This is a genomic window from Micromonospora sp. NPDC005413 (assembly GCF_040606435.1).
GTDB lineage: Bacteria > Actinomycetota > Actinomycetes > Mycobacteriales > Micromonosporaceae > Micromonospora.
Window position 1 is genome coordinate 38,142 of record NZ_JBEXEV010000027.1, and the last position, 14,019, is coordinate 52,160.

A 14,019-nucleotide genomic window follows, 5' to 3' on the forward strand; every position below is an offset into this window, starting at 1 on the left:
CCTCACCGGCCAGGACCGGCCGTCGGGTGTGCTCAACCCGTCAGCGCGCGGCACCCTACCGGGGCTGGGGGTGACCGGGGCGCGCTTCCCGACTTCGTACCCGCACGGAGGCAGCCCGCCCCTAGCGTCGGCTCCGGAGGTTCGTTCGTATGCCTGCATCGACACGACACCACAGAGCCCTCGCAGTGTTTGTGCACTGCCTCGGTATCCTCGCGGCCGTGCCGGCCCTGCCGGCGGCGGCCCCGGAGGCGGCGGCCGTGCCACGACCACCGGTCGCCACACCACGACCACCCACGGCCACACCGCAGCCCACAGCGGCCGGGCCGACCGCCATGCCGTCCACGGCGGCTCAGTCACCGGTCGCGGTGGTCGCACGGGTGACCGCGGAGCCCACCCCGCCATCGGCGCCACCGGCGATGGCACCGCCCTCCCGGGCGCCGGCCTCGGCACCCCCGCAACAGGTCACGGTGGCGGTCGCCCCGGAGAGCAGCCCGGCGCCGAGATATCGGATCCAGGTGCGCAACGTGGGCAACGCCCCGATCGACACCACCGTGCGCCAGGAGCTGCCGCCCGGCTCGTCGCCGACCGCGATCAGCGGCGGCGGCCAGTCCGGCCGGGCTGGGGGGTCCACCACGGAGGTGACCTGGCGGTTGCGGCTGCCGGCACACAGCACCACCACGCTGGGCACCGCCCTCGCCGCGACCGCGCCTGGCCAGCCGCTGACCGCGCCGACGTGCGCGTTCACCAGTGACGGCAGCCGGCCGTACGACTGCGCCACGGCCACCTGGATGGCCGCGGCGGCACCGGCGGCGGAGATCACCGAGGCGCCGCCCTGGCGCCGGTACCCGGTGTTGCTCGGCGGGTTGGTGATCCTGCTGTTGATCAGCGCCGCTCTGGTGTGGGTGTGGCGACGTAGGCGCGGGCGTCGGTTGACGGCTGCCGCACTGGCGACCAGCGGCGGGCCCGACAGTGGCCGCGGGACGATCTATCCCCGCCCGGCAGCCCCGAACCCGGTGAGGCGTCGGCGTACCCCGCCGGTGTGGTTGTTGGTGGGTGCGGCCGTGGTGGTGCTGGCCGGCATCGTCGGCACCGCGGGATGGACGGCGACCCGGCAGGTGTCGGAGATCGACACGCAGAAGCAGCCCACCAGCGGCGCGTGGATGGGCACCGGGGTCACCGGGCCGGTGGGCGTGCCGCTGCGCGAGTCGGCGTTCGAGTTCACCGTGTACCGGATGTCCTGCGGCGCGCCCGGCACCGCCGGCAAGGCCGGCGGCAGTGCGCCACCGGCCAACGGTCGACGCTGCGAGGCCACCGTGGGTGTGCGCAACATCACCGGCGACCACCAGCCCTGGCACAGTCAACTGCAACGGGCGTACCTGCCCGGCGGGCGCTGGGTGAGCACCGACGAGCCGGCCACGCGAGCGGCCAACCTGGGTCGGGACGTCTTCGCCGACCCGATGGCGGCGGGCACTCGGATGGTGCTCCCGCTGGTCTTCACCGTCGACGGGCGGGACCCGCCCCAGCAGTTGGAGCTGCGCAGCGGGGTGTTCTCGGCCGGTGTCCGGGTGCACATGCCCTGACCGGCGGGGCGGGCGGCGGTCGTACCCTGGGGTGCGTGACCGCCGCCCTCGCCCCTGCCGTGCTCGACGTGGCGGAGTGGCACGCCCGCCGGCGCGCCCACGAGGAGCGGGTGGACGTCTGGTTGACCCCGCACCTGGCCCGCCGACGGCGCGGTGAGCGGCATCCGGTGGCCGACTTCCTGTTCTCCTACTACTCGCACCGCCCGGCCCAGCTGCGTCGCTGGCATCCGGGGGCCGGGGTCGAGCTGCGTGACGCCGACCCGGCCGAGTTCGGCCGGGACTACCGCGCCACCACCGCCGGGGTCACCCTCGACACCGAGGCGGTACGCGCGCGGCGCGGCGAGTCGATCGCGTGGATCCGCTCGCTGCTGGCGGCCACTGCCGGGCGGGCGGCGCACTTCGGCTGCTTCGGGATGCACGAGTGGGCGATGGTCTACCGGCAGACCCGCGACGAGCTGCGGCACAACGCCTGGCCGCTGCGGCTGACCCCGGAGCGGACCGCCGCGGTCGTCGAGGAGCGGGGCGTGCGGTGCAGCCACTTCGACGCGTTCCGGTTCTTCACACCGCCGGCCCGGCCGTTGAACCTGCTCACCCCGACCCGGGAGACGCAGCACGCACACGAGCAGCCGGGTTGCCTGCACGCCAACATGGATCTCTACAAGTGGGCGTACAAGGTGTCCCCGCTGGTCACCTCGGAGCTGGTGGCCGACACGTTCGACCTGGCCAGGGAGATCCGCACGCTGGACATGCGGGCCAGCCCGTACGACCTGGCGGCGCTCGGCTATCCGCCGGTGCGGGTGGAGACTCCGGAAGGGCGGGCGGAGTACGCGGTGGCGCAGCGCGCGTTCGCCGACCGGGCCGCTGTGCTGCGCGACCGGCTGCTCGCCGCCCTCCCGGCCTGAGCCGGGTCAGTCGTCGTCGGTGCGGCGGTCCCGCTTGCGCTGGGACTGGCGCTTCTTCTCGGCCAGCCGACGCTCCTTGGCCCCACGGGACGGGCGGGTCGCCCGCCGGGTCGGCGGTGGGGGTGCGGCGGCCTCACGCAGCAGCGCGGTCATCCGTGCGCGGGCCGCCTCCCGATTGGCCAGCTGGGCCCGGTGCTCGCTGGCGGCGATCGTCAGCACCCCGTCGACCAGGCGGTTGCCCAGCCGGGCCAGCGCCCGCGACCGCAGCCACTCGGGCACGGCCGGCGAGTTGGCCAGGTCGTAGCTCAACTCGACCCGGGAGTCTGCGGTGTTCACGCCCTGCCCACCCGGACCCGACGAGCGGGAGAAGCGCTCCCGCAGCTCCCCGGCGGGAACGACCCACCGGTCGGTCACCCGCAGTCCGTCGTCCACACTCCGAGGCTAACCCGCGACGACCCGCCGGGGGTCATCGGTGCGAGGGCTCGCTCTGCGTCGGAGACGGGCTGGGCGCCGGCCCGGCGGTCTCATCGTCGGAGCCGACCGCGGCGTACGCCACCGCGCCGAAGAGCAGCAGCGCGATCACCCCGGCCTTCACGGCGACCCCGCGGATCAGCGACCAGGCGCCTCGACGGACGCCCGGCACCGATTTCTTGACGGTCTGGTAATCGGTCCACCCGCGTCGTGCCCGGGCGTACGCCGACCCCACTGCACATCCGATGATCAGGCCCACCAGCAGGAGGACCGTGAGAAGAGGACGCTCCACCTCCGCCAGTATCCATACCGAGCGTAATATTTCCATGGTCCGATGCCGTCTGGCCGGATATCTGACAGTGGAAGCCCCCGTAAGGGCGTTCGGGCAGCTCAGCCGCCCTTGCCGATGATCGTGTCGGCGGTCTGCTGCACCTGTTCGATCGGAATGGCGAACCCGATACCAATCGATCCGTTTCCGTCGATGGTGGCGATGGCGGTGTTCACCCCGACCACCTCCCCGCGGGCGTTCACCAGTGGCCCACCCGAGTTGCCGGGGTTGATGGACGCGTCGGTCTGCACCGCACTGTGCCGGTTGTCGCCCAGCCGTACCTGGCGGTCCAACGCGCTGACGATGCCCGCGGTGACCGTCCCAGCCAGACCGAGCGGCGAGCCCACCGCGAGCACCGGCTCACCGACCCGGGTCGCGCCCGGCTTGGCCAGCGGCAACGGGGTGAGACCGGCCGATGCCGGCACCTTCAGCACCGCCAGGTCGCTGCGCGGCTCCCGGCCGACCACCTCGGCGGCGAACCGGCGGCCGTCGGGCAGCTCCACGGTCACCGGCCCGCCACCCCCCTTGGCCAGAATGTGATCGTTGGTGATCAGGTGCTGCTGGTCGTCCACGGCGAACCCCGACCCGGTCGCGGACCCGCCGTTCGCACCGCCGGCCAGCACCGACACCACCCCGGGTACGGTCCGCTCGGCCGCGGTGACCAGCTCGGCCGGCACCGGGGCGGCGGACGCCGCAGCCGGGCCCGAAGCCCCGTCCCGTCCGGCGACCACGCCACCGGCGACGGCGCCCGAGACGGCGGAGACCGCCACCAGGGCCAGCGCGGCGAGCAGCCGCCGAGGCCGTCGCCCGCCCGGGTCACGCTCGGGCGCGCCCCACCACCCGCGCCCGTCCGGGTCGAGTTCCGGTGAGATGAACCAGGGACCGCGCGGTTCGCCCAGTCCGGTCTGCACTGCCATGCGTACTCCTCACGGTCGACGTCAGTTGTGCGCGGCGTTCAGGGCAGCCGGGAGAACCAGCGCATCGAGCCGGCCGCGGCACCCATGGCGAACACCAGTCCGAGGCCGATGAACCGGGCCGAGACGTCCTGCCGCTCGGTGCGGTAGCCGACCGAGCTGCCGATGTCGTCGTAGACGGCGCGCAGCTCATCGGTGGTGCTGGCCTCGTGGAACATCCCGCCGGTCTCCTCGGCGACCGCCTTGAGGGTCTGCCCGTCGACCGGCACCTGGATGGGCCGTCCACCTCGGTCCACGAACCCGGAGGGTGTGCCGAAGGAGATGGCGTGCACCGGCACCTCCGCCGTCACCGCCTCCGCCGCCGCCTCCATCGGGTCCATCCCGGACGTGTTGGCACCGTCGGAGAGCAGGATGATCCGGGCCGGTGGCGGTTCCTTCGCGGCCTCGCTGTCCAGGCTCCGGACCGCGCCGAGCGACGTGTTGATGGCCTCGCCGATCGCGGTGCCCTGCACGCCGGTGATCCCCTCGGCGAGCCGGCCGATGCCCTCCTCGAGGGCGTCCCGGTCGGTGCCCGGCGGCACCAGCACGGCCGCGCTGCCCGCGAAGGCGACGAGACCCACGTTGAACTCGTCGGGCAGTCCCTCGACGAAACGCCGGGCCGCCTGCTTGGCGGCGGCCAGCCGGTCCGGTTCCACGTCGGTGGCGAGCATCGACGTGGACACGTCCACCGCCACCATCACCGTGGCGCGTTCCCGAGGCACCTGAACCTCGGCGCTGGGGCGGGCGAAGCCGACCACGAGCAGCGCCATCATGGCCAGGAAGAGCCCGGCCGGGACGTGCCGACGCCAGGCGGGCCGCTCGGGCGCCACCCGGTCCAGCAGCCGCAGGTTGGTGAAGCGGACCGCGTACCGGCTGCGTCCGCGCTGCATCACGAGGTACGCGACGACCAGGGCGAGCACGCCGAGCAGCAGCCAGAGTCGCAGCGGCGACTGCCAGATCACGCGGCACCTCCCCGTCGTTGACCGGCCGGCGCGGCGGCCAGCCGACGCTGGGCGTGCACGTGCCGGACGATGTCCGCGCTCCAGTCCCCGTCGGTGCGCAGCGCCAGGTGGGTGGCCCCGCTGCGGCGCAACGCCTGATGGACCTGATCGCGCTGGGCGGCGGCGGCCTCGGCGTACCGCTCGCGCAGCCGCCGGTCCGATGTGCACACCTCGCGGCGGCGGCCGGTCTCCGGGTCGACGAGCGTGATCAGGCCGACGTCCGGCAGCTCCAGCTCACGCGGGTCGGTCACCTCGATCGCCAGCACCTGGTGCCGGGCGGCCAGCCGGCGCAGGGTCCGTTCCCAGGGCGCCGGCTGGTCAGGATGGTCGGGCAGCCCGTCGAGGAAGTCGGAGACCACCACGACCAGCCCACGGCGGTTGGCGATCCGCTGCAACGCGTCGAGCCCGTCCGCCAGATCCGGCGGCCTGGCCATCGACTCGCGCCCCGGCCGATCGTCGGGCGCGGTGGCGCGCGGGGACGCGAGCAGCGCGCGGAGCAGAGCAAACAGATGGGTACGCCCGCTGCGGGCCGGGAATCGGCGTACCCCGTCGGCACGCAGCACCTGGGCACCGAGGCGGTTGCCGACGCCCGCCGTCAGGAAACCGACCGCCGCGACGGCGGCCACCGCCAACTCCCGCTTGTCCAACTCGGCGGTGCCGAACTCCATGCTGGCGCTGCCGTCGACCAGCAGCCACGTGGTCAGTTCCCGGTCGGCGTCGACCTGCCGGACGTGCGGCACGGCGGTACGGGCGGTCACCGCCCAGTCCATCCGACGGACCTCGTCCTCGCCCGGCCGGTACTCACGGCTGCCGGCGGGTTCGCTGCCCGGCCCGGGCAGCAGGCCACGGTACTGGCCCTGCAGCAGGCCATTCAGTCGGCGCGTGACGGTCAGCTCCAGGCGGCGCAGCCGTTGGTCCGGGGTCAGCTCGGCCAGGCCGGGGTCGGCTGGCGCGGCGACCGGCGCTGTGCTCGTACGCCTCATGCCGCCGCCAGGTCCTGGATCTGCTGCGGGTGCCCGGTGGCCAGCCGGGGCGGTGGCACCGCCTCCACAAGCCGACGGACCACGCTCTCGGCCGACACGCCGTCGGCCACCGCGTCGAAGGAGAGCACCAGCCGATGGGCGAGGACGTCCACGGCCAGGTCGCGGACGTCCTCGGGCAGCACGTACTCCCGCCCGCGCAGCAGTGCCTGTGCCCGGGCGGCCGCCACCAGGCCCAGGGTGGCCCGTGGGCTGGCCCCGTACGCCAGCAGCGGGGCGATCTCGGGCAGCCCGAACCGGCCCGGGTCACGGGTGGCGAGGATCAGCCGCACCACGTACTCGGCCAACGCGTGGTGAACGAAGACCCTCTCGGCGTGGGCCTGGAGGTCCCGCAGCCGTTCCGCGTCGAGCACCCGGCGCGGGCTCGGCCGGTCGGTGCTCATCCGGTAGAGGATCGCCAGTTCGTCGGCGTCGCTGGGGTAGTCGACCACCACCTTCATCAGGAACCTGTCGCGTTGCGCCTCCGGGAGCTGGTAGACCCCCTCGGACTCGATCGGGTTCTGGGTGGCCAGCACCAGGAACGGCTCCGGGACGGGCCAACTGCGCCCGCCGATCGAGACCTGCCGTTCGGCCATCGCCTCCAGCAGCGCCGACTGGACCTTGGCCGGGGCTCGGTTGATCTCGTCGGCCAGCACCAGGTTGGCCATGATCGGGCCCAGCTCGATGTCGAAGGTCTCCTTCGAGGCCCGGTAGATCCGGGTACCGACGATGTCGGAGGGGACCAGGTCCGGGGTGAACTGGATCCGCGAGAAGGTTCCGCCGACCACGGTGGCGAGGGTCTGCGCGGCCAGCGTCTTCGCCACGCCGGGTACACCCTCCAGGAGGCAGTGCCCGTTGGCGACCAAGGCGGTGAGCAGGCGTTCGACGAGGCGATCCTGCCCGACGATCACGCGTTTGACCTCGAAGAGGGTCTGTTCCAGCTCGACGCCGGTCGGCTCGGGATCGACCGAGCTGGGCTGGCTGGCCAGGGTGTCCGAGATGTCCGTCACGGTGCTTGCTTCCCGGGCAGGTGCCCGGCAAACGTCGGATTGTGCGGCCCGGACCGGCCCGAGGTGACCCGAACAGGGATGAGCCGCGCGTACGGGTGACGATCGGCACGAGTCGACACGGCCAACGCGAGCCGACACGAGTCGCCGCCCCGGTACGGCGGCGAGGCCCGCCGATCGTTGGCAGCCCAGCGGGACGGCGCTCGGCGTGTCGGGTCGCACAGCTGCCAACGATCGGGACAGCGGCAGCCGGACACTGCGCGGCCCCCGCGCACGAGACGCGGGGGCCGGGCGTCGAGTCGGTCAGGGGAGGTGGACAACCAGGTGGAAGCCCAGGTCGGTCGGGGTGCCGGCCGAGTTGCGGGTCTGGATGAAGACCGCGTTCGGCGTGCTCAGCCGGGGCGCGACCGAGATCTCGCCGGACGGCGGGACACAGCAGGCGTCACCGCGGCCGATGGTGGCCACGTAGACACCGACGGTGACGTTCTGACCGAACTGGACCTCGTACTGGCCGGCACCGTACTTGATCACGGTGCCGACGCCACGCGCCTTGGTGCCGTTGGCGTTGACGACGACGATGTTGGTGCTGGCGACGAGCGTCGAGTTGGCCTTCAGCGCGGCCTTCGCCTTGCGTGCCGACTCGGCGGTGACCGGCGGCTGGGCGTTCGTGCCGCGTGCCGCAGGCTGGACGGCCTCCTGCGGCGCCTTCGCCGACGGCTGTGCGACGGCGATGCCCCCACCGGCCAGGCTGAGCGCCAGAACGGCGAACGAAATCGCTGCCACCTTGCGTCGGAAGGATGTTTTCATGACAGGTCCCCCTTGTGTGACCGTGCGGATTCGGCCGACCCGCGGGGCGGGACGGATGACTGCCTATAAATAGGTGGACGACGACAATGAGACCGGAAGAAGAATTCCCACGCGCACCTGGTGAGGTTGATTTCTCAACGATCTAGATCCGGTCTGAGCTGGGCTTACTACTCAGAGTTGCGTCGTTTAGGCCAGGTGGAACGTAGCACCGGAAAAAGCCGAGCGTCAATAGTTGATCTCGCTTTAACGACCTGTTGGTCAGCCGTCAGATAATTGTGAAATGTGAGCGCATCACCATTCATGAAATGGTGCTGACCGTTCCGCTAGGCTGACCGCCGTGATCGTCGACGCGCCGCCCGCTCCTCCTGCGCCACCCGCTCCGACCCGACGCTGCGGCGCCCGGCTCGGCACAGTGCTCTGCTGGTTGGTGGTGGTCCCAGCGACAGCCTGGGCCGCCGTCCGGCTGGCCGGCCTGGACCGGGGGCCGTTGGTGCAGGCGCTCGCCTTCACTCCGTACGCCGCGGGCTTCAGTGTGCTGGCCCTGGCCCTCGCGCTCGCCCTGCGGCGCTGGTGGCCGGCGGCGGTCGCGGCCTTGGCGGCGGTGGCGTTGCTCGGCGCCGTCGCACCCCGAGCGCTGGCCGCCCCGCAGCCGGTGGCGGCCGGCCCTACCGTGCGACTGCTCACCGCCAACCTGCTCGCCGGCGTCGGCGACGCGCGGACGCTGGTCGACCTGGTCCGGCGGCACGAGGTGGATGTGCTCACCGTGCAGGAGTTCACCCCGGACGCGCAGGCCGCCCTGGACCGACTCGGCCTCGACCGGCTGCTGCCCCACCGACAGCTCAACCCGCAGATCGGGACGCCCGGGTCCGGGGTCTACTCGCGATGGCCCATCACCGACGCCGGCATCCGGCACAACCTCGGCGGGTGGGGCTTCAGTCAGGCGTACGGGACGGTGGCCGTCCCCGGTGCGCCACCGGTGCGCGTCGAGTCGGCGCACCCCTCGGCGCCGTACGCGCTGGACCAGGTCGACGCCTGGCGCGAAGACCTGACCGCACAGCCACCCGCCACCCCGGACGGTGGCCTGCAGATCCTCGCCGGGGACTTCAACGCCACCCTCGACCACAGCCCGCTGCGAGCACTGCTGCGCACCGGCTACGTCGACGCCGCCGACGCCGCCGGGGAGGGGTTGACCGGCACCTGGGGCCCGTACGACGGCGACCTCATCCCGCCGGTCACCATCGACCACGTCCTGGTCGACCGCCGCATCGCGGTCCGCTCGGTACGGGTGCTCGCCCTACCCGGCAGCGACCACCGCCCCGTCCTGGCCACCCTCAGCCTGCCCACCCCCTGAACCCTTCGGCGATCTTGCACTTACTGCCCCGGCATCGGGTGCAAAAGCCGCGTACGGGCGACAGTAAGTGCAAGATCGCGGGGCGGGGCGGGGTTAGACGGGGGTGGGGGCCAGGCCGTAGGTGAGGGCGTCGATGAGGGCGTGCCAGCTGGCTTCGACGACGTTGGGGTGCACGCCCACGGTGGTCCAGTCGCGGCCGGCACCGTCAGCGGTCTCCAGGAGCACTCGGGTCACCGCGCCGGTGCCGTGGCTGCCTTCCAGGATGCGCACCTTGTAGTCGGCCAGCTCGAAGTGGCGCAGCTGTGGGTAGTGCCGGGCCAGCCCCACCCGCAGCGCCTCGTCGAGCGCGTTGACCGGGCCGTTGCCCTCGGCGGTGGCGATCACCCGCTCACCGCGTACCCGGATCTTGACGGTCGCCTCGGAGACCACCGCGCCGTCCTCGCGGTGCTCGACCAACACCCGGTACGACTCCAGAGTGAACGGTCGGGCCGGACCCCCCTCCGGCAGCTCGGAGCGGACCAGCAGCTCGAAGGAGGCGTCCGCGGCCTCGAAGGACCAGCCACCCGCCTCCAGCTCCTTGACCCGCTTGGTGACCCGGGTCAGCGCCTCCGGACTGCCGGCCAGGTCCAGGCCGAGCTCGCGACTCTTGAGCTCGACGCTGGCCCGGCCGGCCATCTCGGTCACCAGGATCCGCATGTCGTTGCCCACCACCGACGGGTCCACGTGGTTGTAGAGCAACGGGTCCACCTTGATCGCGCTCGCGTGCAGCCCCGCCTTGTGAGCGAAGGCCGCGGCCCCGGCGTACGCCTGGTGGGTGTCGGGGGCGATGTTGGCGATCTCGGCGATGGCGTGCGAGACCCGCACCATCTGCGCCAGGCAGCCCTCCGGTAGGACGGGCATGCCCAGCTTGAGTTGAAGGTTGGCGACGACCGCGAAGATGTCGGCGTTGCCCGGGCGCTCGCCGTACCCGTTGGCGGTGCCCTGAACGTGGCGGACGCCCGCCTCCACGGCGGCGATCGTGTTGGCCACGGCGCAGGCGGTGTCGTTCTGGGCGTGCATGCCGAGCAGCCCGGGGTCGAGCCCCAGCTTGTCGGTCAGGTCGGCGATCACGGCGGTCACCTGGGACGGCAGCATGCCGCCGTTGGTGTCGCAGAGCACCATCCGCTCGGCTCCGGCGGCCAGCGCGGTCTGAACCACGGCCGCGCCGTACGCGGGGTCGTGCCGGTAGCCGTCGAAGAAGTGTTCGCCGTCGACGAAGACCCGTCGGCCCTCGCGGACGAGGTGGCTGACGGTGTCGTGGATCATGGCCAGGTTCTCCGCGCCGGTGGTGCGCAGCGCGCGCTCGACGTGGCGGGTGTCGGCCTTGGCGACCAGCGCCACCGCCGGGGTCTGCGCGTCCAGCAGGGCGCGCACCTGGGGGTCGTCAGCGACCGCGACACCGGCCTTGCGAGTGGCGCCGAACGCGACCAGGACGGCGTGCCGCAGGTCCAGCTCGGTGCGTGCCCGGCGGAAGAACTCGGTGTCCTTGGGCACCGCGCCCGGCCAGCCGCCCTCGACGAAGCCGACGCCGAACTCGTCGAGCAGCCGGGCCACCGCCAGCTTGTCGACCACCGAGTAGGTGAGCCCTTCGCGCTGGGCGCCGTCGCGCAACGTCGTGTCGTAGACCTGGAACGTCATCAGGATCCTTTCTCGGAGCAACAAAAAGACCCCCCGCGGATGCGGGAGGTCTGCGCGCTCGGCGGAGGGGAGGGCCGGCGCGCTAGGTCGCAATAATCAGGAAGGTGCTGGTCACGAACGCTACTGTGCCACCCCTCCCCCGTATGTGGGAGGAATAATCCACATGGCGGGACGACGAGCCCGACGCCGGTACGCCCCGATGGGTCGTTGCCGCACCCCGCGGCGTCGACCCGTCGCCGTTTCCGGACCCCGCAGGCCGGGTAGCTCCTGCGGGGACGCACCCACCTACGCCGAGACGATCGGCGACAGTCAGGAGTGAACGGCATGGACAGGATCGATCCGCACGCCACTCACGCCGGGCCGGACCCGCTGCGCGGCGGCGACCAGGGCGCTGTGCCCGGCGGCGCGCCGGCCGGCACGTTCGACCCCTGGCGCTACCGGGACCACGCCGGGGTGGCCGATGCTGACCTGGTCGGCTACAAGGTTGAGGCGACCGACGGTGGAATCGGCAAGATCGACAGCGCCAGCCACGAGGTGGACGGCAGCTACCTGGTCGTGGACACCGGCCCCTGGATCTTCGGCAAGAAGGTGATGCTGCCGGCCGGCACCGTCAACCAGGTCGACCACGACCAACGCGCCGTTTCCGTCGACCGGACCCGGGACCAGATCAAGGCCGCCCCGGAGTACGACGAGACCAGCCACAGCGACCCGAGCTACCGGGATCGGCTGGGCGGCTACTACGACGAGACGTACGGGGCGCTCCCGCCCGGCACGGCACGGTAACTGTTCGGCCCGACGGCCGGTGGGGCGCCGCCCCACCGGCCGTTACCGTGTGAACGTGGACGCCATCGACGACAGCCGCCAGATCTCGTTGCCCGCCACCTTCAACTTCCGCGACGTCGGTGGCTACCTCGGCCACGGCGACCGCCCCGTACGCCAGGGCCGGCTCTACCGCTCCGACTCGCTGCACCGCCTCACCGAGCAGGACCGGGACGCGTTCGCCGCGATCGGCATCCGCACCGTCATCGACCTGCGCCGCCCCGCTGAAGTGGAGCGGGACGGCCGGGTGCCGGCCTACCAGGGGCTGACCTACCGGCACATCCACCCCGAGCACGCCGACTGGGCGGGTACGCCGCACGAGGAGGGCTCCAGCCTGGCCCGATACCTCGCCGACCGCTACGCCGACCTGGCACAGACCGGCACCGCCGGGCTGGCCGAGGCGGTCGGGCTGATCGCCGACTCCGCCAACGCCCCGGCGGTGGTGCACTGCGTCGCCGGCAAGGACCGCACCGGCATCGTCTGCGCGCTGACCCTCGCCGTGCTCGGCGTCGATGACGCGGACATCGTCGCGGACTACGCGCTCAGCAGCGAGGCGTCGGCCCGATACAGCGCCTGGCTGGCCACTACCACCGTGGGCGTGGTGAACGTGCCGGCACCGTTCCTGGCCTCCCCCGCCGAGGCGATGCAGATCTTCCTCGACGAGCTACGCGAGGGCCACGGCTCAGTCGAGGCGTACCTAAACCAAGCAGGAGTCACGGACGAGCAACTCGCCGCCCTCCGCGACCACCTGCTCACCTAACCCCGTCGCACCCGACCCCGTCGCACCCGACCTCGTCTCGCCCGACCCCGTCGCACCCGACCCCGTCGCACCCGACCTCGTCTCGCCCGACCCCGTCGCACCCGACCCCGTCGATCTAGGGCATATCGCTGCCAGTGGATCTCCATCCACGACGATATGCCCTAGATCGACGGCGAGAGGGGGTGGGGGGAGGGCGAGGAGGGAGGGGTAGGGGGAGGGCGAGAGGGGTGGGGTGGGGGTTAGAGGACTCTTTGGACCCAGCTGTGCGGGTCGGGGGTCTTGCCTCTTTGGATGTCGACCAACTGTTGGCGTAGTGCCATGGTGACGCGGCCGGGCTCGCCGCCGCCGATCAGGAACTCGCCGTCCGGGAACTTGACCCCACCGATCGGGGTGATCACCGCGGCGGTGCCGCAGGCGAACACCTCCCGGAGGCGACCGCTGGCAGCGTCGGCCTGCCAATCGGTGAAGCTGACCGGACGCTCCTCGACCCGGTGCCCGGCCGCCTCGGCCAGCGCGAGGATGGCGTCGCGGGTGATGCCCGGCAGGATCGTTCCGGTCAACGGCGGGGTGACCACCGTGTCGTCGTCGTAGACGAAGAAGACGTTCATGCCGCCCAACTCGTCGACGAACCGGCGCTCCACGGCGTCCAGGAAGACGACCTGGTCGCAGCCGGCCTCGATGGCCTCCGCCTGGGCCGCCAGCGACGCGGCGTAGTTGCCGCCGCACTTGGCCGCGCCGGTGCCGCCGGGCGCGGCGCGGGTGTAGTCCGGAGAGACCCAGACGGTGACCGGCTTGACCCCGCCGGTGAAGTACGCCCCGACTGGCGAGGCGATCACCATGTAGAGGTATTCGTTGGCGGGGCGGACGCCGAGGAAGACCTCGCTGGCGAACATGAACGGCCGCAGGTAGAGGCTGCCGTCCTCACCGGTGGGGATCCACTCCTGGTCGATCTCGATGAGCTTGTGCAGTGAGTCGACGAACACCTCGGGCGGCAGCACCGGCATCGCCATCCGCTGCGCCGAGGTGGCGAAGCGGGCGGCGTTGGCTTCCGGCCGGAACATCGTCACGCCACCGTCGGCCGTCCGGTATGCCTTCAGCCCTTCGAAGATCTCCTGCGCGTAGTGCAGCACCGCGCTGGCCGGGTCCATCGGGATCGGCCCGCGCGCCTCCACCCGGGCGTCGTACCAACCCTTACCGTCGGCGTAGCGGACGGTGATCATGTGGTCGGTGAAGACGCGGCCGAACCCGGGGTTGGCCAGCAGGGCGGCCCGATCGGCGGCGGATACCGGCGCGGGATTCGGACGGATCTCGAAGTCGAGCTTGTCACCACCGCTCATCGCGCTG

The 14,019-nt window shown here is 72.3% G+C and carries 14 protein-coding genes; 5 read left to right on the forward strand and 9 right to left on the reverse strand.

Annotated features, from left to right (window positions below):
• The first annotated feature begins 149 nt into the window (after positions 1 to 149).
• Together ABZS37_RS24085 and ABZS37_RS24090 are read left to right on the forward strand one after the other, a co-directional pair.
• The gene (locus tag ABZS37_RS24085; RefSeq protein ID WP_355172371.1) at positions 150 to 1,580 is read left to right on the forward strand and encodes a hypothetical protein; all 1,431 of its coding nucleotides are present in this window, start codon (positions 150 to 152) and stop codon (positions 1,578 to 1,580) included.
• A gap of 35 nt (positions 1,581 to 1,615) precedes the next feature.
• On the forward strand, positions 1,616 to 2,482 hold the full coding sequence (locus ABZS37_RS24090) for a 3-methyladenine DNA glycosylase (RefSeq protein WP_355172373.1): 867 nt from the start codon (positions 1,616 to 1,618) through the stop codon (positions 2,480 to 2,482).
• Between the two features lie 6 nt (positions 2,483 to 2,488).
• On the opposite strand, the gene arfB is transcribed toward ABZS37_RS24090, so the two are convergent.
• The 7 genes from arfB to ABZS37_RS24125 all read right to left on the reverse strand — a co-directional run bounded on the left by arfB (position 2,489) and on the right by ABZS37_RS24125 (position 8,068).
• Complete coding sequence (gene arfB / locus ABZS37_RS24095; RefSeq protein WP_355172375.1) at positions 2,489 to 2,914, reverse strand: alternative ribosome rescue aminoacyl-tRNA hydrolase ArfB; 426 nt, start codon at positions 2,912 to 2,914, stop codon at positions 2,489 to 2,491.
• A 34-nt stretch (positions 2,915 to 2,948) separates the two neighbouring features.
• Positions 2,949 to 3,245 (reverse strand): hypothetical protein, encoded by a 297-nt coding sequence (locus ABZS37_RS24100; RefSeq protein ID WP_355172377.1) that lies wholly within the window; start codon positions 3,243 to 3,245, stop codon positions 2,949 to 2,951.
• 98 nt (positions 3,246 to 3,343) lie between these two features.
• Positions 3,344 to 4,198, reverse strand: a complete 855-nt coding sequence (locus tag ABZS37_RS24105) for a trypsin-like peptidase domain-containing protein (RefSeq protein WP_355172379.1) — start codon at positions 4,196 to 4,198, stop codon at positions 3,344 to 3,346.
• A 38-nt stretch (positions 4,199 to 4,236) separates the two neighbouring features.
• Positions 4,237 to 5,196, reverse strand: a complete 960-nt coding sequence (locus tag ABZS37_RS24110; RefSeq protein WP_355172381.1) for a VWA domain-containing protein — start codon at positions 5,194 to 5,196, stop codon at positions 4,237 to 4,239.
• Positions 5,193 to 6,218 carry a DUF58 domain-containing protein gene (locus ABZS37_RS24115; protein WP_355172383.1) on the reverse strand — a complete coding sequence of 342 codons (1,026 nt, stop codon included), beginning with the start codon at positions 6,216 to 6,218 and terminating at the stop codon, positions 5,193 to 5,195. The genes ABZS37_RS24110 and ABZS37_RS24115 overlap by 4 nt, the downstream gene beginning before the upstream one ends.
• Positions 6,215 to 7,264, reverse strand: coding sequence for a MoxR family ATPase (locus tag ABZS37_RS24120; protein ID WP_355172385.1), 1,050 nt, complete (start codon positions 7,262 to 7,264; stop codon positions 6,215 to 6,217). The genes ABZS37_RS24115 and ABZS37_RS24120 overlap by 4 nt, the downstream gene beginning before the upstream one ends.
• Positions 7,265 to 7,564: 300 nt before the next feature.
• Complete coding sequence (locus ABZS37_RS24125) at positions 7,565 to 8,068, reverse strand: hypothetical protein (RefSeq protein WP_355172387.1); 504 nt, start codon at positions 8,066 to 8,068, stop codon at positions 7,565 to 7,567.
• Positions 8,069 to 8,480: 412 nt separating this feature from the next.
• Here ABZS37_RS24125 and ABZS37_RS24130 point away from each other — a divergent pair, with 412 nt between their 5' ends.
• Positions 8,481 to 9,419, forward strand: coding sequence for an endonuclease/exonuclease/phosphatase family protein (locus ABZS37_RS24130; protein ID WP_355172463.1), 939 nt, complete (start codon positions 8,481 to 8,483; stop codon positions 9,417 to 9,419).
• Positions 9,420 to 9,512: 93 nt separating this feature from the next.
• On the opposite strand, the gene cimA is transcribed toward ABZS37_RS24130, so the two are convergent.
• Positions 9,513 to 11,096, reverse strand: a complete 1,584-nt coding sequence (gene cimA / locus ABZS37_RS24135; RefSeq protein ID WP_355172389.1) for a citramalate synthase — start codon at positions 11,094 to 11,096, stop codon at positions 9,513 to 9,515.
• Between the two features lie 324 nt (positions 11,097 to 11,420).
• On the opposite strand from cimA, the gene ABZS37_RS24140 reads away from it, so the two are divergent.
• Together ABZS37_RS24140 and ABZS37_RS24145 are read left to right on the forward strand one after the other, a co-directional pair.
• A complete protein-coding gene (locus ABZS37_RS24140) occupies positions 11,421 to 11,879 on the forward strand; it encodes a PRC-barrel domain containing protein (protein WP_355172391.1) in 459 nt (152 codons plus the stop codon).
• A 55-nt stretch (positions 11,880 to 11,934) separates the two neighbouring features.
• Entirely contained in the window at positions 11,935 to 12,675 is a 741-nt protein-coding gene (locus ABZS37_RS24145; protein WP_355172393.1) for a tyrosine-protein phosphatase, read from the forward strand.
• Positions 12,676 to 12,914: 239 nt separating this feature from the next.
• Here the strand turns inward: ABZS37_RS24145 and ABZS37_RS24150 are convergent, their stop codons facing one another.
• Positions 12,915 to 14,012, reverse strand: a complete 1,098-nt coding sequence (locus tag ABZS37_RS24150; RefSeq protein ID WP_355172395.1) for a branched-chain amino acid aminotransferase — start codon at positions 14,010 to 14,012, stop codon at positions 12,915 to 12,917.
• Between the last annotated feature and the right edge of the window lie 7 nt (positions 14,013 to 14,019).

Bases quoted from the DNA above. Each gene is read 5' to 3' on its own strand.
- ABZS37_RS24085 (WP_355172371.1), top strand. From the start codon at position 150: ATGCCTGCATCGACACGACACCACAGAGCCCTCGCAGTGTTTGTGCAC.
- ABZS37_RS24105 (WP_355172379.1), bottom strand. From the start codon at position 4,198: ATGGCAGTGCAGACCGGACTGGGCGAACCGCGCGGTCCCTGGTTCATC.
- ABZS37_RS24115 (WP_355172383.1), bottom strand. From the start codon at position 6,218: ATGAGGCGTACGAGCACAGCGCCGGTCGCCGCGCCAGCCGACCCCGGC.
- ABZS37_RS24140 (WP_355172391.1), top strand. From the start codon at position 11,421: ATGGACAGGATCGATCCGCACGCCACTCACGCCGGGCCGGACCCGCTG.
- ABZS37_RS24125 (WP_355172387.1), bottom strand. From the start codon at position 8,068: ATGAAAACATCCTTCCGACGCAAGGTGGCAGCGATTTCGTTCGCCGTT.
- cimA (WP_355172389.1), bottom strand. From the start codon at position 11,096: ATGACGTTCCAGGTCTACGACACGACGTTGCGCGACGGCGCCCAGCGC.
- ABZS37_RS24150 (WP_355172395.1), bottom strand. From the start codon at position 14,012: ATGAGCGGTGGTGACAAGCTCGACTTCGAGATCCGTCCGAATCCCGCG.